This window comes from Mesorhizobium sp. M0771, assembly GCF_040320155.1.
Taxonomy (GTDB): Bacteria; Pseudomonadota; Alphaproteobacteria; order Rhizobiales; family Rhizobiaceae; genus Mesorhizobium.
In genome coordinates, this window is record NZ_JAMYPC010000020.1 from 34,827 (window position 1) to 53,175 (window position 18,349).

Below are 18,349 nucleotides of genomic sequence, written 5' to 3' on the forward strand. Positions count from 1 at the left end.
TCTCAGCCCTCCAGCTTCTGCAGATGCTCTTCAAGATAGGGCCGCAGATGCTGGTGCTGCGTCGGCAGCTTCAGCGCCTCGCCGAGATGGGCAGTGTCCTCGTCGCGGTCGAAACCCGGCTCATTGGTCGCAACTTCGAACAGCACGCCGCCCGGCGTGCGGAAGTAGATCGCCCAGAAATAGTCGCGGTCGATCACCGGCGTCACGCCATAACCCGTATCGATCAGCGCCTTGCGCACTTCGAGCTGCTGGGCGCGGTTCTCCACCGCGAAGGCGACATGGTGGACCGAGCCGGCGCCGAGATTGGCAAAGCCCGCGGTAGGCAGCGATTCGATGTCGACGACATCAGCGCCGTTGCCGTTCTTGACCGCCAGCCGGCTGACATTGCCGGACTTGTCCACTTGCTCATAGCCCATGAACTTCAACAGCTCTTCCGTGGCGCCACCATCCTTCAATCTGAGCGAGACCGAGTGGAAGCCGCGTATCGCCTCATCAGCGGGAATGCCGCCTTTCAACCACGGCGCGCGGCTGTCCGCTTTGTCTTCGACCAGCGCGAAACCGTCGCCGTCGGGACCGGCGAAGGCCAGCCGCTTCTCGCCGAACGTCTCTTCGCGGGAGACACCCGCAACGCCTTCATCGGCGAAGCGCTTTTCCCAATAGCCGAGCGTGCCGGCCGGCACCGAATAGGCCGTGGTACCGACCTCGCCGACGCCGTGGCGGCCCCTGGCAATGTCCGGGAACGGAAAATAGGTCATCACCGAGCCGGGCGTACCGTGCTCGTCACCATAATAGAGGTGATAGACATCTGGCGCGTCGAAGTTGACCGTCTTCTTGACCCGGCGCAGGCCGAGCTTGTGCGTGAAGAAATCATTGTTCTGCCGCGCATCGCCGGCCATCGACGTGACGTGATGCAGGCCCTTGATCTGGTCGAGCATTGTCTTGCTCCTTCCCTTGGGTTTGCGGCCGTTGCCGCTGTCCACGCCTATATGAGGGGCCGCCCGGCAATGGCAAAGGCGGCAAACTCAGAATGGACTGTATCCCAATAGTGAACAGCAGGAAATTTTCGTTCACCATTTAGGCAGGGCTGACAGGCTTGCGCTGCCGCCAAATTCCGGTTCATTGAACGTCTTCCCGACGTGACAGGATAGAGCATTGGCCGCGAAAAGCAGACGCCCAAACATCCTATTGATCTCCTGCGACCAATGGCGGGGCGATTGCCTGTCGGCTGCCGGCCATCCCGTGGTGAAGACGCCGAATGCCGATGCGCTCGCCGCCGAAGGCGTCCTTTTCAAGCGGCATTACGGCGGCGCGGCGCCCTGCTCGCCGGCCCGCGCGTGCCTCTACACCGGCCTTTACCAGATGAACAATCGCGTCTGCCGCAACGGCACGCCGCTCGACGCCCGCTACGGCAACATGGCGCTTTCGGCCCGCGCCCTCGGCTATGATCCGACTTTGTTCGGCTACACCGACGTCTCGCCCGATCCGCGCACGATGGCGCCGGGCGATCCCCGGCTGAAAAGCTATGAGGGCGTGCTGCCCGGCTTCAGCGTGCGCCAGTTCCTGCCTGAGCATCAGAAACCATGGCTGTCATGGCTGAAGGCACGTGGCGTCGACACCAGCGCGGGCTCTCCCGGCATTCACCGTCCCGTGGGCGGGGAAGCGGGCGACGCCGTGACCAACGCGCCGCCTGTCTATTCCAGGGACGAGACGCCGACCGCTTTTCTTGCCGGCGAATTCATTCGCTGGCTGGACGAACAGGATTCGCCATGGTTCGCGCATGTCTCCTTCATCAGCCCGCATCCGCCCTTTGTCGTACCGCAGCCCTACAACACTCTGTATGATCCGGCGGACGGACCGCCCTTCCGCCATGTCGAGACTTGGCAGGCCGAGGCGCAAAGGCATCCCTATCTGGCTTACGACCTTGGTCGCCAGAAGCGGAGAAGCTTCCGCCCCGGCACCGACGGCCACGTGCGCGACTGGGGCGGCGACAACATCCGGGCCATCCGCGCGATCTATTACGGCATGATCTCGGAGGTCGACGCGCAGCTTGGCCGCATCTGGCAAGCGATCAAGACGGCGAATGCATGGGATGACACCATCATCGTGCTGACTTCGGACCACGCCGAGATGATGGGCGACCATTTCATGCTGGGCAAAGGCGGCTTCTTCGACGGCAGCTATCACATCCCATTGATCGTGCGCGACCCACGACGCGGCAATGCAGCCGGCTCGATCGTCAACCACTTCACCGAGGCAGTCGACATCTTTCCGACTTTGCTCGATCTGCTTGACGCCGACGCCCAGCTGCATCTCGACGGCCGCTCGCTAAAACCGTTCCTGCAAGATGAACCGCCTAAGGATTGGCGCGACGCGGCGCATTGGGAGTTCGACTTCCGCTCGATTGCCAGCGGTGAGGCCGAACGGCATTTCGGCATCGGCTCGCGCCAGTGCAACCTCGCCGTCATCCGTACGGAAAAATTCAAATACGTGCATTTCGGCGGCGGCCTGCCGCCGCTGCTTTTCGACATGGAGAAGGATCCGGGCGAACTGGCCAACGTTGCCGCCGACCCGGCCTATCTCAGCGTGCGGCTTGAATTTGCCGAGCGGCTGCTTGCCTGGCGCGCCGAGCATCTTGACCAGTCGTTGGCGCTTGCAGAGCTGACGGACGAAGGGGTGGTGGGTATGTGGGTAGGCAGTAGGCAGTAGGCAGTAGGCAGTAGGCAGTAGGCAGTAGAATGTTCTGGCGGCTAATGCCTCGTCACTCGGTTTTCGCCTACTGCCCAATCCCTACTGCCTATTCCCTTACTGCACCATCATCCGCTGCTGGTCGCGCTTCTCAGCATAGCTGCCCTTGTCATAGGCGGCCTGCGCCTGCAGCTGCTCCTTGGTGAAGTTGGTGTAGAGATATTTGTTGCCGTCCTTGTCGGTCATGAATTTGAGCTTGTCCATGCCGACCGCGACCTCCTTGGCGCCGATGCCTAGAAAGCCGCCGACATCGATGATGACGGCATCCGGCTTGCTGTCGGGCGTGAGCACGACGTCGCCGATCTCGCCGACCTTGGCGTCGTTGGCGCCATAGACGGTGGTGCCCTTCAGGTCGTCGCCTCTGATGTTACCGACCGGCATTTCGGTCAGTGTGGACTTGTCGATCGCTGCCGTTTGCGTCGGATCGGTAGCCTTTGTCCCGGCCGGAGCTTCCGCGGTCTTGTCCGCTGGCTGAGCATTGTCAGCCGGTGCAACGGCCGTCGGGGCAGCCGGAGCAGTCGGCTGCGTCGCGTCGGAGGTTGTCGTCACGGGCGCCGGATCATAGGGCTTCCGGTCGAAATCAGGCTGCGCCTGCAGTTCCTCCTTGGTCGTCTGCGCCACCAGCCAGCGATCGCCGTTCTTTTCGGCCCACCGCGCCTTGGCGAAATCATAGGTGACGTTCTTTTCACCCATGCCGAGGAAGCCGCCGACGCCGATCACCAGCGACTGCGCCTTGCCATCCTTGGTCAGCACGATGTCGTTGACGTCGCCGATATTCTGGGCATCGTCGCCAGTGCCATTGTAGACATTCTCGCCGATGATGTTGGTTGCGAGATTGCCGTCAGCGCGTTTCACCGCCGGTTCTGACGGCGCGGCGTTGAGATCAACCGGCTTCTGCGGGTCGTTCTGCGCCGTGGAAGCAGGCGCCGAGGCCGGATCGTAGGGCTTACGGTCGAAGTCGGGCAGCGCCGTCAACGCTTCTTTCGTCGTCTCGGCGACGAGCCAGCGGTCACCATTCCTCTCGACCCATTGCAACTTGCCGTAGTCGAAGGCGACGTTCTTGCTGCCTATGCCGAGGAAGCCGCCAACGCCGATAATGGCGGATTTCGCCTGGCCGTTTTCATCGAGGACGACGTCGCTGACGTCACCGATCTTCTGCGCATCGTCGCCAGTGCCATTGTAGACGGACTCGCCGATGATATTGGTCATCAGCGCGCCGTCGGCCTGTTGTGTCGCCGGCGCGATGGTAGCAGGGGCTTCAGCCGGCGCTGGGGTCGTCGCCGGGGCCGTCGTTGACTGCGCAAACGCACCGGTAGCGATCAGCGTTGCGAGTGCGGTCGTCGCGAACAGTGTGCGGATCATGATTAAGTCTCCTCTTGCGTGATCTCGTGCGCGCCGCAATCGGCAAACCACTTGCCGGGAGACCGAAGGCGGCGCCTCCAATGGGATCACAACGTTGTGACAAGGCGCTTGTTCCGAAAAAACGGGAGCATCGAAACACCCCGGGCAAGTCCGTGGAATCGCCGGACTTTCCACCCGGCCGATGGAACCTTTCCCAAGCTTGCCCGTTTCAGCCTGCGGCTGGCATTCCGGCCACTAAAAAAGAACACGGAGCGGGGCATGCGATTTGCAGCGGTGCTGAACCGGGACGGCGGCACCTTGCGGACCACCGATCTTTCCGCGCTAACCGACCGCATGCGCCAGACGCTTGAGACGGCTGGTCACTCCATCGATATCGACATCGTCGCCGGCAAGGAGATTGTCGCGGCGCTCGACAAGGTCGCCGCGCGACGCGACATCGACGTCGTGCTGGCCGGTGGCGGCGACGGCACCATTTCGGCCGCCGCGGGGCGGCTGATGAATGGCAAGAAGGCGCTGGCCGTCCTGCCTGCAGGAACCATGAACCTGTTCGCCCGCGGCCTTGGGATTCCGCAGACCATCGATGGCGCGCTGAAGTCCTTTGCCGACGGCGAGATCATGGCGGTCGATATCGCGAGCGCGAATGGCCGGCCGTTCGTGCATCAGTTCTCGATCGGCCTGCACGCCAGGATGGTGAAGCTGCGCGACAATATGGAATTCGCCTCGCGCCTGGGAAAGATTCGCGCCTCGGCCAAGGCCGCTTGGACGACGATCAACAATCCTCCAGCCATGAAGGTGACATTGACGGTCGGCGAAGCCGAAATCGTGACCCGCATCAGCGGCATCGGCATTTCCAACAATCTGTTTGGCGAAGGCCATCTGCCTTATGCCGACAATCCTGCCGGCGGCGTGCTCGGCATCTATGTAACCGTGGCGCGGCAGCGTGGCGAGCTGGTCAGGGCGCTCTTCGACATGGCTCGAGGCAGGTGGCGCGACAGCGACCATGTCGAAACTCATCAGGCCGACAAGGCAATCGTGAAAATCCATACAGGGAGCAAGAAATTCGGCGCCGTCATCGACGGCGAACTGGTCAAGCTGGAGCGTGAAACGACAATCCAGATCCACCCTGGCGCGCTGAACGTCCTGGTTCCGGCGCAAGCCGCCCAGGCAAAGGCCGCCTGATGCGATTACGAATGACGAGGAAAACCCTAGCCGCCCGACTGCCCCTCGCCGGCTGGCGCGCTCTGGTCGGCCGGCGCGGTCTGGCCGGTGGGCTGCCCCTGGCTTTCAGGGGTATCTGGATCGATCTTTTGGCCATAAATCTCGGCCGCTCCCCAAGCAATGAAAGCCAGGAGCAACGCGGCGACCAGTATGCGCAAGCCGTGCCAACCCCAGCGCCCCTGACGGGCTTTGTTTTCAGGGGCGATCTTGGTCATCGGCGGCGTTCCTATCGTGCAACCGGCATGGTGGATAAAACCATCGCTGGCGAAACATGGTGGGGTAACGATTGCTTGCTACAAAAGTTCCGGCGCGCGACGGCCGCGCAAGATGCGCGCCACCGCGGGTGGGGCCTGCAAGCGAGGGGGCTTGGTGGATAGCAAGGTGCCGAAGCAGGTTTGTTTGCCGGTTGAAGTCCGCCGCGCCGTGGTGGCGCCGGAGCGGCTTGCCGTACTGCACGGGCTTGACGCGATCGACACCGACTCCGATCCCGACTTCGATCGCATCACCGGCCTAGCCGCCGCCGTGATGCGGGCGCCGATCGCGCTCGTCACGCTGCTCGACACCGAACGACAGTGGTTCAAATCCTGTGTCGGCTTCAACGAGACCGAAACCGCGACCGACATATCGTTCTGCGCCCATACCATTGCCGCCGGCGACGAGCCCATGGTGGTGCCGGATGCCAGCATCGACCCTCGCTTCTCCCGCAACCCGCTGGTCACCGGCGAACACCATGTCCGCTTTTATGTCGGCGCGCCGATGGTGGTTGCCGGCGCGCGCGTCGGTACGGTGTGCGTACTCGACCGGGAGCCGCATGAATTTCCGTCCGCTGCCGCGCTCGATCATTTGAAATCGCTGGCCAGCCTCGCCGCCAGCCTGTTTACCCTCAAGGACGCCACCCGCAGCGGCGCCATTGCCACGGCTGCTTTGGCGCAGGAGGAAAAGCGCCGAGCCATAGCGCTCGATGCCGCCTCGCTCGCCAGTTGGGCCTGGGATATCCGCACCGACATGATCGAATGCGACGTGCGTTTGTCGGAGCTGTTCAACCTGCCGCGTTCGAACCGGCTGCGGGCGCGCGACATTTTGGCCGCCATCGACCCGCGCGACGTCTACCAGACCGAGACGCGCTTTCGCGATGCCCTGACCGGCAGCGACGACTATTTCGGCGAATACCGGGTCAAAGGCTTCGATCCGCCGCGCTGGATAGTCACCCGCGGCCGCGTCATCGAGCGCGACGGCGAAGGCAAGCCGACGCTTATCTTTGGCGTCAACTACGACATCTCGGAACGCAAGCTCGGCGAGGACCGGCAAAGGCTGCTGCTGCGCGAGCTCAACCATCGGGTCAAGAACACGCTGGCAACGGTGCAGGCGCTGGCGACGCAGACCGTTCGCCACGCTCGCCGCCCAAGCGAATTCCTGGAAGCCTTCGGCGCCAGGCTGCAGGCGCTGGGCGCTGCCCATAACCTGCTGTCGGATCGCGAATGGCGCGGAATCGGTATTCGCGAACTGATGCAGATCGAGGTCAAGCCGTTCGATTCGGCAGAACGGCCGCGCATCGTGATCTCCGGTCCGGAGCTGCTGCTTTCGCCCGACCAGGCGGTGGGGCTCGGCCTGATCATGCACGAACTGGCCAGCAACGCGCTGCAATACGGATCGCTGTCGGTTGGCTCGGGGAAGGTCGATGTCGACTGGAAGGCGGCGGGCAAGAAAGGCGCGCGCCGCCTTGTGCTGACCTGGATCGAAAGCGGCGGGCCGAAAGTCGACCCGCCGGAACGCCAGGGCTTCGGCTCTATCCTGATCCGCCGCAGCCTCGCCAAGGTTTTATCGAGCGAGGTGACCCACGAATTCCGCAGCGAAGGCGTGTTCGCCGAAATATCGATGCCGCTTGAAGATCTGCCGGCCTAAAGCGCGTCACGCTGAAACGGATTCATACGACGCGCTTTAAGTCTTTGTTTTGATGCATGTCGTTGTCCCAGAACCGCGGCACACTTCGGGGCGACATGCATTAAAGCGATTCCAGAAGTGCAGAGCGATTTTCCCGGGAAAAGCGCATCAGCGCGACGCGCTTTAGTCGGCTTCGCTGTCTGGATCGCCCGGATCCGGTTTGACGTTCTCGCGGTAGATGGCATAGGCCGCGAGCGCGATCATCGGGCCGAGAATGACGCCCTTCCCGCCTTTCCCCTTGAGCAAGGCCGGCAGCACGGCAAGCGCCGCGGTGATACCGAGCGCCTTCAGGTCGGCATTGCGCCTTCGCACACGTCGGCGTGCACGCGTTCCAGCCGCAAGTTGATGAATGAGCACGATAAGCCCGGCCAGTACCAGGAAACCAGCGGCGAAGCCAAGACAGGCGGCCATCGAGCCATAACGGTCAGCCGCCCAGATGTAGGCCGCCCCCAGGAGAAACCCGAGGCCGCACAGGGCAGCCACGGCGGCGAGCCCGTAGACGATTGCCGCCGTGCGCGCGCGGCGCATGGCGGCAATGGCTTCACCCGAGGCCAAGGCCGAGATAAGCGGTGCCAGCATGCCCATCTCTGTCGAAACTAGCGCCGGGCAAGAAGCGCAAACAGGAAGCCGACGCCGGCCGCGATCGCCAGTGAAGTGACCGGCTTCTCGCGCACATTGGCCGTGATCTGGGCCTCAAGATCCTTGGCGTTGCCACGCAGGCTGTCGAAGACGGCTTCGCCCTGCGCGCGCAACTGGTCGACGCCTTCGGCAGCAGCGCGCCGCGCCGTGCCGTAACCATGTTCGCCGGTCTTGGCCAATTGCTTGGTCAACTTTTCAATATCCGCCTTCAACTGCCGAATGTCGGCTTCCAGGTCGGCGTTCGTCTGACTTTCGTTGGCGGTTTTTCCTGCGGCAGTTGCCATTCTAAACTCCTTGCGTTTGCTTGGCTTCAAACGCCCGACACACGTCATGGTTCCGAAATCGGAGACCGTATCCATGAAAGGGTGTTTGCAAGTGCGAGTCCAGCCCCAGATGGAGGCCTGCCTGTCAGATCAGCGGCCGACGGCCTTCGCTTAGGCCCTCCCAGCGCGCGAGATCCTTCAGCCCCTCCCCGTCGATCACTTCGCAACCGCCGTCGCGCCAGGCGATCAGCTTGCGATCGATGAGCTTGCGGATCGTCTTGTTGGTGTGGACCAGCGACAGGCCGAGCGTATCGGCGACATGCTGCTGGGTAATCGGGATTTGCACCGGCGCCTTGCCGTTGAGCCCGACTGCCGCCGCGCGGCTGGCGATGAAGGCAATGAGATAGGCGGTGCGCTCGACCGCCGTGCGCCGACCGACGCTGAGCAGGTTCTCGTCCAGCATGCGCTCCTCGCGCGACGCCAGCCAGGTAATGTCGTAAGCAAGGCCCGGATGGTTGCGGTAGAGCTCGTGCAGGTTTTCACGCTCGAAGACGCACAACAGCATGGGCGACAGCGCCTCGACCGAGTGCTGCATTTCGCCCATCAGGCTGCCCTGCAGCCCGATAAGATCGCCGGGCATGGAGTAGTTCAGGATCTGGCGCCTGCCGTCCGACAATAGTTTGTAGCGGAAGGCCCAGCCCGAAAGCACGGTGTAGAGATGAGCACTTTGGCTGCCTTCGACCAGCACTGTGGCGCCCTTGTCGACGGCCAGTTCGCCCTTCTTGAACATGCTGACATAGGCAAGCTCCTGCTTCTCGAATTCCCGGAACACCGGCAATGGCCGAAGCGGGCAGATCTCGCATGGGTACTGACGGCTGGAAAACGAACGACCATTCTGGCCAGACATTTCGATCCCTCTTTCGAAAGTCTCTTGCCAGAGACTGAGTGCTACGCCTTTGCAAGGCCGCGGTTCCGCTGCCGATGGCATGTCTTTTTTAAATGACAGGATGGCAAATAGCGATCATGACTCGCTACACTCCATTGAGGCGAATTCGAAGCTCGCTTGTGGAGTAGAGCCGGTGGGCGAACTTTTCGGATTAAGGCCTGCCCGATCCCCCCAAGGTCCGCGATGCGGTTGACTGGAGTCACTGTACCCGATGCTGCAAGAATTGAGGAGAGATTGCCAAGTGCCGCCATTGCTTGAGGGATTGCGAATTCTTGTCTTGGAGGATGAATTCCTGATCGCCATGGATGTCGAGCAGCTTTGCCGCGACCATGGCGCGAGCGACGTAGTGATTGCCCGCGCTCTGGCCGAGATCGATGAGCAGAAGGTCGTTGGCGAGTTCGACGCCGCTATCGTGGACCTCATGCTGGGCGGAACGTCCACACTCGACTTCGCCGCGCGGCTGCGCCAATCGGGCCTGCCGTTTGTCTTTGCCTCCGGCTATTCGGACCCCGATGAGATCAAAGGGTCTTTTCCCGGCATCCGCCTGGTCACCAAGCCTTATTCGGGGACCGATCTCGTCGAGGCTCTGGCGGCGGCCTGCGGCCGCGCGCCAGTCTGAGATATCTTCGATGCGTATGTGTAGAGAGCCCAGGCCCGCAAACGGGGCCTCCGCCGTCAGGCAGCGTTTGAACCCGTCACCTGGGACGAGATCGCGTCCGGCCCGTATTCGTCTTCGCCGGAGATTTTGAGGATCTCCTGCAACCGCGTGCGGGCCCGGCTGACCCGGCTCTTGATCGTTCCGACCGCACAGCCGCAGATTTCGGCGGCCTCTTCATAGGAAAAGCCTGAAGCGCCGATGAGGATGATGGCTTCGCGCTGGTCCTCGGGGAGTTGCTCGAGCGCGCCGCGGAAATCCTTGAGGTCAAGCTGGCCGTGCTGAGCCGGATGAACGGCAAGCCTGGCCGTCATGATGCCGTCGCTGTCCTGCACCTCGCGGCCGCGCTTGCGCATCTGGGAATAGAACTCGTTGCGCAGGATGGTGAACAGCCATGCCTTGAGATTGGTGCCGGGCTGAAAGCTCTCATGCTTGTCCCAAGCCTTGACCAGCGTCTCCTGCACCAGATCGTCGGCCTTGTCGGCATTCTGCGTCAGCGACACGGCAAAAGCCCGCAGGCTCCGGATCGAGCCGAGCAGGTCGGTCTTGAACCCTTGTGAGACAGCTGCCATGCCTCAGTCCTTCTTCTGTGCGGGTTCGGCCTTTTCCAGTTGGCTGAGCAACTGGGCAAAGCGATCCGGCACATTGTCCGAGACCAGCTCGTCATAATACTGTTTGAGTTTACGGCCAATTTCCGAATTCGCCCCGAGCGGGTCGCCGGAATTGGCCCGGCGCCTGTCAGCGGCGCCAGCCAGCGTTTCTTTATTCATGTCCTTCATTTCGCCCTTAAATCCAGCGCCCCGAGCCGCCCCATTACACAACGCAAAGCGGCCCCCTCGTCTGGTTGCCCATCGCACCACAAACGTCGCCCGTGCAGTTTCGTTCCACAAGTGTCGGAACTTTTTCGCAAAACCCGCGTTTGGGTGTTGGGGCTTGCAATCAGCTTGACCTGCAATCTATGCAATCACGTCATCTGAGGGAGACGTCTACCATGAGCCTTTCCGCAACCATCGCTCCGCACCTGCCGTTCCTGCGCCGCTTTTCACGCGCCGTATCCGGATCGCAGGAGAGTGGCGATGCGCTGGTAGCCGCGATGCTCGAAGCCATCATCGCCGACGTCGACATCTTCCCGCAAGCGTCAAGCGACCGCATCGCGCTCTACAAGGTATTCGCCAAACTGTTCACCTCCATTGCCATCCGCGTTCCGCAGGAGCAGGCGCAATCGGCATGGGAGCAGCGCGCCGCCGCCAATCTGAACGCCATTGCGCCACGGCCACGCCAGGCTTTCCTGCTGGTCGCGGTCGAAGGCTTCGGTGAAGACGAGGCAGCTGAAATTCTCGATGTCGACGCCAAGGAATTCTCCGAACTGCTTGCCCAGGCGAGCAACGAGATCTCTCGCCAGGTGGCGACCGATGTGCTGATCATCGAGGACGAGCCGCTGATCGCCATGGACATCGAGGAAATGGTCGAGAGCCTCGGCCACCACGTGGTCGGAACCGCGCGCACCCATACCGAGGCGGTGGCGATGTTCGGCAAGACAAGGCCGAAGATGGTGCTGGCCGACATTCAGCTTGCCGATGGCAGCTCGGGTATCGATGCGGTCAACGAAATCCTGTCGTCGACTTCGGTGCCGGTAATCTTCATCACCGCCTTCCCCGAACGTCTGCTGACCGGCGAGCGGCCTGAACCGGCCTTCCTCGTCACCAAGCCGTTCAATCCCGACATGGTCAAGGCGCTGATCAGCCAAGCGCTGTTCTTCGACCGGCAGGCCAAGGCCGCCGCGTGAAGTAGGGCCTTCAATCTCCAACTTTTCGCCGCCTCGCAGCGTTGGCGGCACTGGCGATCGCCTAACCCGGCGATCGGCGGCTGCCCGTCGCGCCGTATCGCGCTCACGCGCGCGAATCAATTCGCGTCCGGGCCTCTTCCAAAGACCTTCTTTTTCGGCAAATGGTGGAACAAACAGCAATCACTCACGTTCTTGATCCAGTATCGGAAGGAGACAGATCATGCTCTACTGGGCGCTCGTATTTCTCGTCGTGGCGATCATCGCCGGCGCGCTTGGTTTCGGCGGCATCGCCGGTACCTCGGCCGGTATCGCGCAAATATTGTTCTTCATCTTTCTCGCCTTCCTCGTCATCTCGCTTCTGGCCGGCCTGTTCAGACGGGCATCGTAGGAGCGGGCGAAGAACACTGGAAGCCGCACCCCTCAAACGGTTTCCAGCCACCGCCGGGCGATGTCCTCCAACGGGACATCGTCCGGCGGACCTTTTCTGGGGACCTACTCAGGAACTGAGTCCAAGTGAATCGTTCGGTCCTGATCAGGTGGACAGGTGATTGATGCGTTCCATTGGCGGAGGCGAGAGCGGACAGGGCGACGAGGTGATCGCACTGCACCCGGCTGAAAGCGGAATGCAGCTTGGCCGGGCCTTGCTTCACGCTCTGCACAATGCCGGCATTTCCGTCCTCTATCAGGATCGTGAATTGAAGACTGTATGGGCCCGCAACATGCGTGCGCCGTGGGTTTCCGACACAGCCGACAGCAACGGCGCGTTGCCACCGGCGCAAGCTGAGCAAATCGCCGCCGCCAAAAGCAATGTGATCGCTTCCGGCAATCCGGAACGCCTTGAACTGAGTGTTCCCACCGGTGATGGCATGCGCTGGTTCCAGGTATGGGTCGATGCCGATCGGGGCCATCGCGGCGACGTGCAGGGCGTCGTCACCACGATGGTGGAAACCACCGAGCAGAAACGCCGCGAACAGACGCTGAAGACGCTGTTGCGCGAAGTCAGCCACCGCTCCAAGAACCTGTTGGCCATCATCCAGAGTATTGCCACCCAGACCGGCCGCTATTCCGAGACACCCGACGATTTCCTGAAGCGCTTTCGCGGCCGCCTGCAGTCACTGGCTTCCTCCCAGGATCTGGTAACGTCGTCGAACTGGCGGGGTGCAGCACTTCGCGAGCTTATCCGCGGCCAGGTCGTTCGCTACGGCGCCGATCCCGCGCAGAGCCTGCGCTTCAATGGCGTCAACCCCTACCTCAATCCCAACGCGGCCATTCATATTGGACTGGCAATGCACGAACTCGCCGTCAATTCATTCAGCTACGGCGCCCTGGCGCGGCCGGACGGCTTTGTCGAGGTAACCGCCGATCTGTCGAACGTCGCAGAGGCCGCAGACAAGCCGGCTTTGTCGCTGACCTGGGTCGAGGCCATTGTCGCCAATGATAACAGGCGCACCGAGAAACGCTTCGGCAGCGTTGCCCTCGAACGTGTCGTGCCGGCATCGCTGAACGGCACGGCGACGCTGGAGATCACCAGTGACCGCCTCGAATATCGCCTCGTCGTTCCGCACGGCAATTTCGAAACCGAATGAGCGGCGGGATTCCTTAACCGGCTGTTCACCATAAAATCCGATGCTGTGGTTCCCAGAGATTGCTGGATCTTGACCGATTCAACCGATGTTTCGGCCGCAGCCTGCAACGCGAGTATGGGAGGAATGATCATGACGGTTGCCGATATGAACAGGCTGGAGCAGGCCGCCCGGGTGTCCATGAGCGGCTTTCAGGATCCTGACGCTTCAGCCTCGCCTTTGCAGCACGCCTGGCATCCCTTGCTTCGCGTCGCCGCTGTCGCGCTCGTCGCCGCTGTTGTGCTGATCGTGGCGTCGCAATTGGCCTGAGCCAGATGCTCAGGTTCACGCTGCTCCCAAGCAGCCTGGCTCAGAAGCTGTCCAGCTCGTAGCCGACCAATTATTAACGCCCCTTTCGGCACAGGAACTTTGACGGCTGTGGACCGTTCTTATGGCGAGAGGACGTATCGCCGTGGAACACATCGCCGCTTTGCTTTTGGTAATTGGCTGTTCGAACAACATGGCCGAATGTCGTGAACTGCCGGTGCCGGTCAGTGTTTTCGAAACCGCCGAAGCATGCACGGCAGAACGTCCATTCGCTGCCGGCGACGTGCAGGGTCAGGCCGAGCACGTCGTTGCCAAATGTCTTACGGTCGACCCCGCGCTGGAGGATGATTACGACCAGATCGTCTGGAACGTGCGCCCGGACGGCACCCTCGACGCGTCTTTGCAGATTTCCAGTGTCGTGGTCGCGTCGAACGCCACGCGCCGCGAAAAAGACTCTCTTAGCCAACAATAAGATCGAGCGGGCAAAGGCTGCTGTTTCGTGCTAAATAGCGGCTGGAGCTTACTAAAGTGAGGACAAAGTGAGGAGAGATTCTATGCGGAAATTGATTATTGCCATGGTTGCGGTGGTCGCCGTCAGCGGCTGCAGCACGACCGAGCAGGATGTCGGTGTCGGCGCCGGTGTCGGTGCTTTGGCCGGCGGACTGATCGGCGGCGGCAAGGGTGCGCTGATCGGCGCAGCCGTTGGCGCCGGTTCCGGCCTGCTGGTGCGCAACCTGCGCAACGGCTATTGCCAGTATCGCGACAATCGCGGCCGGCTCTACACCGCTCGCTGCTGATCCGCTTCAAAAGCGTCAGACAATCGCGACGGAGACCGGTCAGCCGGTCTCCGTTTGTTTGACTGCATCAGGCTGCGGGATCCTGATTTCCACCGTAAGCCCATCGATGCGAAAATCTCGGGCAATCGTGCCGCGCAATTCGCGCGTGACATTGAGGTCGATCAGCTTGGTGCCGAAGCCGGTCTTCGCCGGCGCTTCGAGTTCCTTCTGCCCGGCCTCGCGCCAGTTCAGAACCAGCATCCGCTCGGACCCGCGCCCCTCGAACGACCAGTCGACCTTGAGCGCACCCACGGAATTGCCGGCCTCGCCATATTTCAGCGCATTCGTCGCCAGTTCGTGAAAGGTCAGGCCAAGCGCCTGCGTCGTCCTCTCGTCGAGCAGCACCTGAGGCCCTGACAATATCCCTTCCGGAAGCTCCTTGCCGAACACCTGGCCGAGCTCGATGCGCAGCAGGTCGCCAAGATCGGCCTTCTGCCAGCGCGAACGCGTCAGCATATCCTGGGAAGCCGCCATTGCCTGCAGGCGGGCTGAGAAGGAAGTTGAGAACTCCTTCACGTCGGTTGCTTGCGCTGCCGTCTGGCGCGCAATCGCCAGCACCCGCGTGATCGAATTCTTGATCCGATGCTTCATCTCCTGCAGCATCAAATCCTTTTCGAGCAGGCTTTTTTCCGTCGTTTCATGCAGCAGCGACTTGGCGTCGTAGGCGCGCTCCTGGTAGCGCGCCACCAACGCGATGGCCCCGGCCAGAAGCAGGCCGAACAGCCCGAGCATGACCGGAATGGCGCGCGAGGACGGTTGCGAAAATGCACTTGTCGGCCGGAACAGCACCGTCCACGGCCGACCGGCGACGATGATCTTGCGCGTCACCAACAGCCTGTCGCCAAAGCTCGCAACCGGCGGCGTTTCCGACTGGAACAGAAGATTGTCGGCGTCGGCCGTGCCGTCATAGACCGCGGTGTTGACCGGCAGCAAAGGCGTGCGGCTGAGCGCGGTCTGGAACAGGTCGCGGGCGCGGAAGGCCGCGTAGAGAAGGCCTGATGTCGATGATCTGGACGCATTGATACCATCCGGCGCGGTTTCGACATTGAGCCTGACGAAGACCAGGAAACCGGTAAAGGTCTGCGCCGCGCCAGTGTCCTGGCCGAGCTGGACCAGACCGCTTGCGTGCTGTGCGTCATCGGCCATCGCTTTTTCGATCGCCTCGCGCCGCACCGGCTCGGTGAACATGTCGTAGCCGATGGTGGATTCGTTGGCAGGGTCGAGCGGCTCGAACAGCACGACGGGCGTGCGCCATGGCTGTGTCGTGTCCGGATAGACCGTGTGGGCGGCGCCGCGGTCGCGCAACATGTCGCGCTCGACCGCCGCTTCGTCACCGGTCTTGGCCAGCCTGAGATAGCCGATGCCGCGCAGGCCGGCGAAATTGTTATCGACATCGAGGGCGCTGAAGAAGGCCTTGAATTCGCTACCTGAAATCTCGCCATTGCGGGCGTCGAACAGCGCCTGCGTCGAGCGCAGCAGTGACAGATGCAGATCGATACGGCTTTCGATGCGGTTGAGCGCGTCGTCGGCCGTCGCCTCGAACTTGATGCGCGCCGCTTCCTGGGTCGCGAAATAGGCGAAGCCCGCCATCGTCAGGCTGATCAGTGCAACGGCAATGAAGGCAAGGATCGGGAAAAACTTCTTCAACGCAGGCCCATGGACGGTTCGGGACCTTTATGGGCAAGTCGCCGCGGCAAGACAATGGCGCGGCCAAGCCATAATGACAGCTGGCATATCATGCATATTTAGCCGGCTTATCGATCTCGAGCATCAGTGAACATGACAGCTGACGATAGCGTGGTCTCAGGCCGCGATCTTCAGCGCACCCGGACCGGGAATGGCGCCGGGCGGGCACTTTCCCAGGATGATCATGCCGAGCACTTCGTCCTGCGTCACATCGGTGGTGAGCGCGGTGCCGACGACCTGGCCGTTCTTCATTACGCAGACCCGGTCGGCAAGCTCGAACACGTCGTGAATGTCGTGGCTGATCAGGAAAATGCCGATGCCGTCGGCCTTGAGCTGCTTTACCAGTTCGCCGACCTGCGCCGTCTCCTGCGGCCCAAGCGCGGCCGTCGGTTCGTCCATGATCAGGATGCGGGCGTTGAACAGGATGGCGCGTGCGATCGCCACCGACTGGCGCTGGCCGCCCGATAGCTTGATCACGGGCTCCTTGAAGCGCTGGAAGCGCGGATTGAGCCGGCCCATCACCTTGCGCGCCTCGGCCTCCATGGCGACATCGTCGAGTGTCCCCCACGCGGTCATCAGTTCGCGGCCGAGGAAGAGGTTGGCGGCAGCGTCGACATTGTCGGCCAGCGCAAGCGTCTGGTAGATCGTTTCGATGCCGTATTTCTTGGCGTCGCGCGGATTGGAGATCGAGGCCTCCTGGCCGTTGACCAAGATCTGGCCGGCATCGCGCTTGTAGGCGCCCGACAGGATCTTGATCAGCGTCGACTTACCGGCGCCGTTGTGGCCAAGCAGCGCCACCACTTCGCCCGGGAAAAGATCGATGGACGCATCGTCGACGGCGCGAATGCCACCGAACGCGATCGAGATGTTGCGCATGTCGATCAGTGGCGTACCGGTGGGAGCAGTTTTTTCCATAATCGTTCCTCCCTAGACGCGCTTGCGGTAGACGGTGTCGAGCCAGACGGCGATGACCAGGACAGCGCCAACGACAATGCTCTGCAGCGGCGAGTCGATGCCGAGCAGCACCATGCCGGATTGCAGCGACTGCATCAGTAGCGCGCCGAGCATGGCGCCCATCACCGTTCCGGCGCCGCCCGCGAGCGACGTGCCGCCGATGACAGCGGCCGCGATCACCAAAAGCTCGTCCAGTGTGCCCAGCGCATTGGTTGACGCATTGAGACGGGCCGACGAGATCGCCGCGCTGATTGCAGCCAGCACACCCATGATCATGAACACCTTCATGGTCACCCAGCGCGTGTTGATGCCGGCGAGTTCCGCTGCCTCCGGATTGCCCCCGATGGCGAAGACATAGCGGCCGAAACGCGTGCGCTTGGTGATGAACGTCATGATGATGCCGACAATCACCGCCATTAGCACCGGTATGGCGATGCCATGCGCGATGAACAGCCCGCCTTCGGGAACGGTGATGCCGTTCTGCTGTGCGTACTGGCGCACGATGCCGATCGGCCATGGATAGGAATTGGCGATCCACACGGCGCCGAGGATGGCCGCGCAAGTGACCACGCCAAGCAAGGTCTCGGCCCAGACGGGGCGCAGTGGAAAGCTGAAGCGCTTGCGCTGTGAGCGACCGTTGAGCAGCGCGAAGGCGACCGCCGCGCAGGCGACGATGCCGACGATCCAGCTGGCAGCGGCGCCAATCGAGCCGCGTGGTCCGCCGCCCATCAGCTGGAAGGTGGCGTCGAGTGGCGCGACCGTGCGCCCGCTGGTGATGAGCCATGCCATGCCACGCCAGACCAGCAGGCCACCAAGCGTCACGATGAAGGCCGGAACCTGCATATAGGCGATGATGAAGCCCTGGAACGCGCCGATCAGCAGACCAAGCACCACGCCGGCGGCAAGCGCGACGACCCAGAGCCAGGGGTTTCCAAGCTGGAAGCCGATGACGCGAATCAGGAATTCGGCCTGTGCCACGCCCATGATCATGCCGATCACGCCTTCGACGGAGCCCACCGAAAGGTCGATGTTGCGCATGACGATGACCAGTACCATGCCGGTCGCCATGATCGCGACCGAGGACGTCTGCACCGACAGGTTCCAAAGATTGCGCGGCGTCAGGAAAAGCCCACCCGACAGGATATGTATGCCGACCCAGATGACCAGCAGCGCGCCGACCATGCCGAGCATGCGCGTGTCGAGCTCGGTCGCTTTCAGGAACCGGGCGACCGCGCCGAGTTCAGACGCTCGTGCCGTATCGGCCTGCGGATTTGAGGTCGTGTCGGTCATGATGTCCTCCAGCGGCTTGCCGTCTGGCGCGGATGCCGGACCACAGCCTAGAAGTTTGCCGCCGATGGCGGAAACACACAATTCTCGTAGAGAAAACGCCGCGGCTTGACAACCGCGGCGCCTCATTTCTTCAAGTCGT

General features: G+C 62.2%; 21 protein-coding genes. 10 read left to right on the top strand and 11 right to left on the bottom strand.

Going from position 1 to position 18,349, the window contains the following annotated elements; all coding sequences use genetic code 11:
- Positions 1-2: 2 nt before the first annotated feature.
- Positions 3-935 (bottom strand): VOC family protein, encoded by a 933-nt coding sequence (locus NKI05_RS25520; protein ID WP_023816424.1) that lies wholly within the window; start codon positions 933-935, stop codon positions 3-5.
- A 217-nt stretch (positions 936-1,152) separates the two neighbouring features.
- On the opposite strand from NKI05_RS25520, the gene NKI05_RS25525 reads away from it, so the two are divergent.
- Positions 1,153-2,706: an alkaline phosphatase family protein gene (locus tag NKI05_RS25525; RefSeq protein WP_023816423.1), complete on the top strand. Its 1,554-nt coding sequence runs from the start codon at positions 1,153-1,155 to the stop codon at positions 2,704-2,706.
- 96 nt (positions 2,707-2,802) lie between these two features.
- Here the strand turns inward: NKI05_RS25525 and NKI05_RS25530 are convergent, their stop codons facing one another.
- Positions 2,803-4,107, bottom strand: coding sequence for a PRC-barrel domain-containing protein (locus NKI05_RS25530; protein WP_023693689.1), 1,305 nt, complete (start codon positions 4,105-4,107; stop codon positions 2,803-2,805).
- A gap of 258 nt (positions 4,108-4,365) precedes the next feature.
- On the opposite strand from NKI05_RS25530, the gene NKI05_RS25535 reads away from it, so the two are divergent.
- Positions 4,366-5,286 (top strand): diacylglycerol/lipid kinase family protein, encoded by a 921-nt coding sequence (locus NKI05_RS25535; RefSeq protein WP_023683959.1) that lies wholly within the window; start codon positions 4,366-4,368, stop codon positions 5,284-5,286.
- Between the two features lie 26 nt (positions 5,287-5,312).
- Here NKI05_RS25535 and NKI05_RS25540 read toward each other — a convergent pair whose 3' ends face one another.
- Positions 5,313-5,540 carry a hypothetical protein gene (locus NKI05_RS25540; protein WP_023693688.1) on the bottom strand — a complete coding sequence of 76 codons (228 nt, stop codon included), beginning with the start codon at positions 5,538-5,540 and terminating at the stop codon, positions 5,313-5,315.
- A 112-nt stretch (positions 5,541-5,652) separates the two neighbouring features.
- On the opposite strand from NKI05_RS25540, the gene NKI05_RS25545 reads away from it, so the two are divergent.
- Entirely contained in the window at positions 5,653-7,227 is a 1,575-nt protein-coding gene (locus tag NKI05_RS25545; protein ID WP_081727445.1) for an HWE histidine kinase domain-containing protein, read from the top strand.
- A 162-nt stretch (positions 7,228-7,389) separates the two neighbouring features.
- On the opposite strand, the gene NKI05_RS25550 is transcribed toward NKI05_RS25545, so the two are convergent.
- The 3 genes from NKI05_RS25550 to NKI05_RS25560 form a co-directional block, all read right to left on the bottom strand.
- Positions 7,390-7,851, bottom strand: a complete 462-nt coding sequence (locus NKI05_RS25550) for a hypothetical protein (RefSeq protein ID WP_023754150.1) — start codon at positions 7,849-7,851, stop codon at positions 7,390-7,392.
- Between the two features lie 11 nt (positions 7,852-7,862).
- Positions 7,863-8,189, bottom strand: a complete 327-nt coding sequence (locus tag NKI05_RS25555) for an ElaB/YgaM/YqjD family protein (protein ID WP_023670092.1) — start codon at positions 8,187-8,189, stop codon at positions 7,863-7,865.
- Positions 8,190-8,313: 124 nt separating this feature from the next.
- On the bottom strand, positions 8,314-9,075 hold the full coding sequence (locus NKI05_RS25560) for a Crp/Fnr family transcriptional regulator (RefSeq protein ID WP_023670093.1): 762 nt from the start codon (positions 9,073-9,075) through the stop codon (positions 8,314-8,316).
- Positions 9,076-9,355: 280 nt separating this feature from the next.
- Here NKI05_RS25560 and NKI05_RS25565 point away from each other — a divergent pair, with 280 nt between their 5' ends.
- Positions 9,356-9,733 (top strand): response regulator, encoded by a 378-nt coding sequence (locus tag NKI05_RS25565; RefSeq protein ID WP_023693686.1) that lies wholly within the window; start codon positions 9,356-9,358, stop codon positions 9,731-9,733.
- Positions 9,734-9,789: 56 nt separating this feature from the next.
- Here the strand turns inward: NKI05_RS25565 and NKI05_RS25570 are convergent, their stop codons facing one another.
- Together NKI05_RS25570 and NKI05_RS25575 are read right to left on the bottom strand one after the other, a co-directional pair.
- On the bottom strand, positions 9,790-10,341 hold the full coding sequence (locus NKI05_RS25570; RefSeq protein ID WP_023816421.1) for a sigma-70 family RNA polymerase sigma factor: 552 nt from the start codon (positions 10,339-10,341) through the stop codon (positions 9,790-9,792).
- A gap of 3 nt (positions 10,342-10,344) precedes the next feature.
- The gene (locus tag NKI05_RS25575; protein ID WP_023670096.1) at positions 10,345-10,548 is read right to left on the bottom strand and encodes a NepR family anti-sigma factor; all 204 of its coding nucleotides are present in this window, start codon (positions 10,546-10,548) and stop codon (positions 10,345-10,347) included.
- 212 nt (positions 10,549-10,760) lie between these two features.
- Here NKI05_RS25575 and NKI05_RS25580 point away from each other — a divergent pair, with 212 nt between their 5' ends.
- The 6 genes from NKI05_RS25580 (at position 10,761) to NKI05_RS25605 (ending at position 14,241) form a co-directional block, all read left to right on the top strand.
- Positions 10,761-11,555, top strand: coding sequence for a response regulator (locus NKI05_RS25580; RefSeq protein WP_023670097.1), 795 nt, complete (start codon positions 10,761-10,763; stop codon positions 11,553-11,555).
- Between the two features lie 220 nt (positions 11,556-11,775).
- A complete protein-coding gene (locus NKI05_RS25585; RefSeq protein WP_023670098.1) occupies positions 11,776-11,943 on the top strand; it encodes a DUF1328 domain-containing protein in 168 nt (55 codons plus the stop codon).
- A 163-nt stretch (positions 11,944-12,106) separates the two neighbouring features.
- Positions 12,107-13,141 carry a sensor histidine kinase gene (locus NKI05_RS25590; RefSeq protein ID WP_023670099.1) on the top strand — a complete coding sequence of 345 codons (1,035 nt, stop codon included), beginning with the start codon at positions 12,107-12,109 and terminating at the stop codon, positions 13,139-13,141.
- 129 nt (positions 13,142-13,270) lie between these two features.
- Entirely contained in the window at positions 13,271-13,447 is a 177-nt protein-coding gene (locus NKI05_RS25595; RefSeq protein WP_023670100.1) for a hypothetical protein, read from the top strand.
- A 142-nt stretch (positions 13,448-13,589) separates the two neighbouring features.
- Positions 13,590-13,916: a hypothetical protein gene (locus NKI05_RS25600; protein ID WP_023816420.1), complete on the top strand. Its 327-nt coding sequence runs from the start codon at positions 13,590-13,592 to the stop codon at positions 13,914-13,916.
- Positions 13,917-13,998: 82 nt separating this feature from the next.
- On the top strand, positions 13,999-14,241 hold the full coding sequence (locus tag NKI05_RS25605) for a YMGG-like glycine zipper-containing protein (RefSeq protein ID WP_023670102.1): 243 nt from the start codon (positions 13,999-14,001) through the stop codon (positions 14,239-14,241).
- A 39-nt stretch (positions 14,242-14,280) separates the two neighbouring features.
- Here the strand turns inward: NKI05_RS25605 and NKI05_RS25610 are convergent, their stop codons facing one another.
- From NKI05_RS25610 to NKI05_RS25620, 3 genes are all read right to left on the bottom strand, one after another.
- Positions 14,281-15,927 (bottom strand): CHASE domain-containing protein, encoded by a 1,647-nt coding sequence (locus NKI05_RS25610; protein ID WP_023670103.1) that lies wholly within the window; start codon positions 15,925-15,927, stop codon positions 14,281-14,283.
- A 156-nt stretch (positions 15,928-16,083) separates the two neighbouring features.
- A complete protein-coding gene (locus tag NKI05_RS25615; protein ID WP_023683966.1) occupies positions 16,084-16,881 on the bottom strand; it encodes an ATP-binding cassette domain-containing protein in 798 nt (265 codons plus the stop codon).
- A 12-nt stretch (positions 16,882-16,893) separates the two neighbouring features.
- Entirely contained in the window at positions 16,894-18,210 is a 1,317-nt protein-coding gene (locus NKI05_RS25620) for a sugar ABC transporter permease (protein WP_023683967.1), read from the bottom strand.
- Positions 18,211-18,349: the final 139 nt, after the last annotated feature.

Coding starts and splice junctions, on each gene's coding strand:
- NKI05_RS25555 (WP_023670092.1), bottom strand. CDS start 8,189: ATGGCAACTGCCGCAGGAAAAACCGCCAACGAAAGTCAGACGAACGCC.
- NKI05_RS25620 (WP_023683967.1), bottom strand. CDS start 18,210: ATGACCGACACGACCTCAAATCCGCAGGCCGATACGGCACGAGCGTCT.
- NKI05_RS25585 (WP_023670098.1), top strand. CDS start 11,776: ATGCTCTACTGGGCGCTCGTATTTCTCGTCGTGGCGATCATCGCCGGC.
- NKI05_RS25580 (WP_023670097.1), top strand. CDS start 10,761: ATGAGCCTTTCCGCAACCATCGCTCCGCACCTGCCGTTCCTGCGCCGC.
- NKI05_RS25550 (WP_023754150.1), bottom strand. CDS start 7,851: ATGGGCATGCTGGCACCGCTTATCTCGGCCTTGGCCTCGGGTGAAGCC.
- NKI05_RS25570 (WP_023816421.1), bottom strand. CDS start 10,341: ATGGCAGCTGTCTCACAAGGGTTCAAGACCGACCTGCTCGGCTCGATC.
- NKI05_RS25615 (WP_023683966.1), bottom strand. CDS start 16,881: ATGGAAAAAACTGCTCCCACCGGTACGCCACTGATCGACATGCGCAAC.
- NKI05_RS25605 (WP_023670102.1), top strand. CDS start 13,999: ATGCGGAAATTGATTATTGCCATGGTTGCGGTGGTCGCCGTCAGCGGC.
- NKI05_RS25595 (WP_023670100.1), top strand. CDS start 13,271: ATGACGGTTGCCGATATGAACAGGCTGGAGCAGGCCGCCCGGGTGTCC.
- NKI05_RS25560 (WP_023670093.1), bottom strand. CDS start 9,075: ATGTCTGGCCAGAATGGTCGTTCGTTTTCCAGCCGTCAGTACCCATGC.
- NKI05_RS25575 (WP_023670096.1), bottom strand. CDS start 10,548: ATGAAGGACATGAATAAAGAAACGCTGGCTGGCGCCGCTGACAGGCGC.
- NKI05_RS25590 (WP_023670099.1), top strand. CDS start 12,107: ATGCGTTCCATTGGCGGAGGCGAGAGCGGACAGGGCGACGAGGTGATC.
- NKI05_RS25530 (WP_023693689.1), bottom strand. CDS start 4,107: ATGATCCGCACACTGTTCGCGACGACCGCACTCGCAACGCTGATCGCT.
- NKI05_RS25520 (WP_023816424.1), bottom strand. CDS start 935: ATGCTCGACCAGATCAAGGGCCTGCATCACGTCACGTCGATGGCCGGC.
- NKI05_RS25545 (WP_081727445.1), top strand. CDS start 5,653: ATGCGCGCCACCGCGGGTGGGGCCTGCAAGCGAGGGGGCTTGGTGGAT.
- NKI05_RS25540 (WP_023693688.1), bottom strand. CDS start 5,540: ATGACCAAGATCGCCCCTGAAAACAAAGCCCGTCAGGGGCGCTGGGGT.
- NKI05_RS25535 (WP_023683959.1), top strand. CDS start 4,366: ATGCGATTTGCAGCGGTGCTGAACCGGGACGGCGGCACCTTGCGGACC.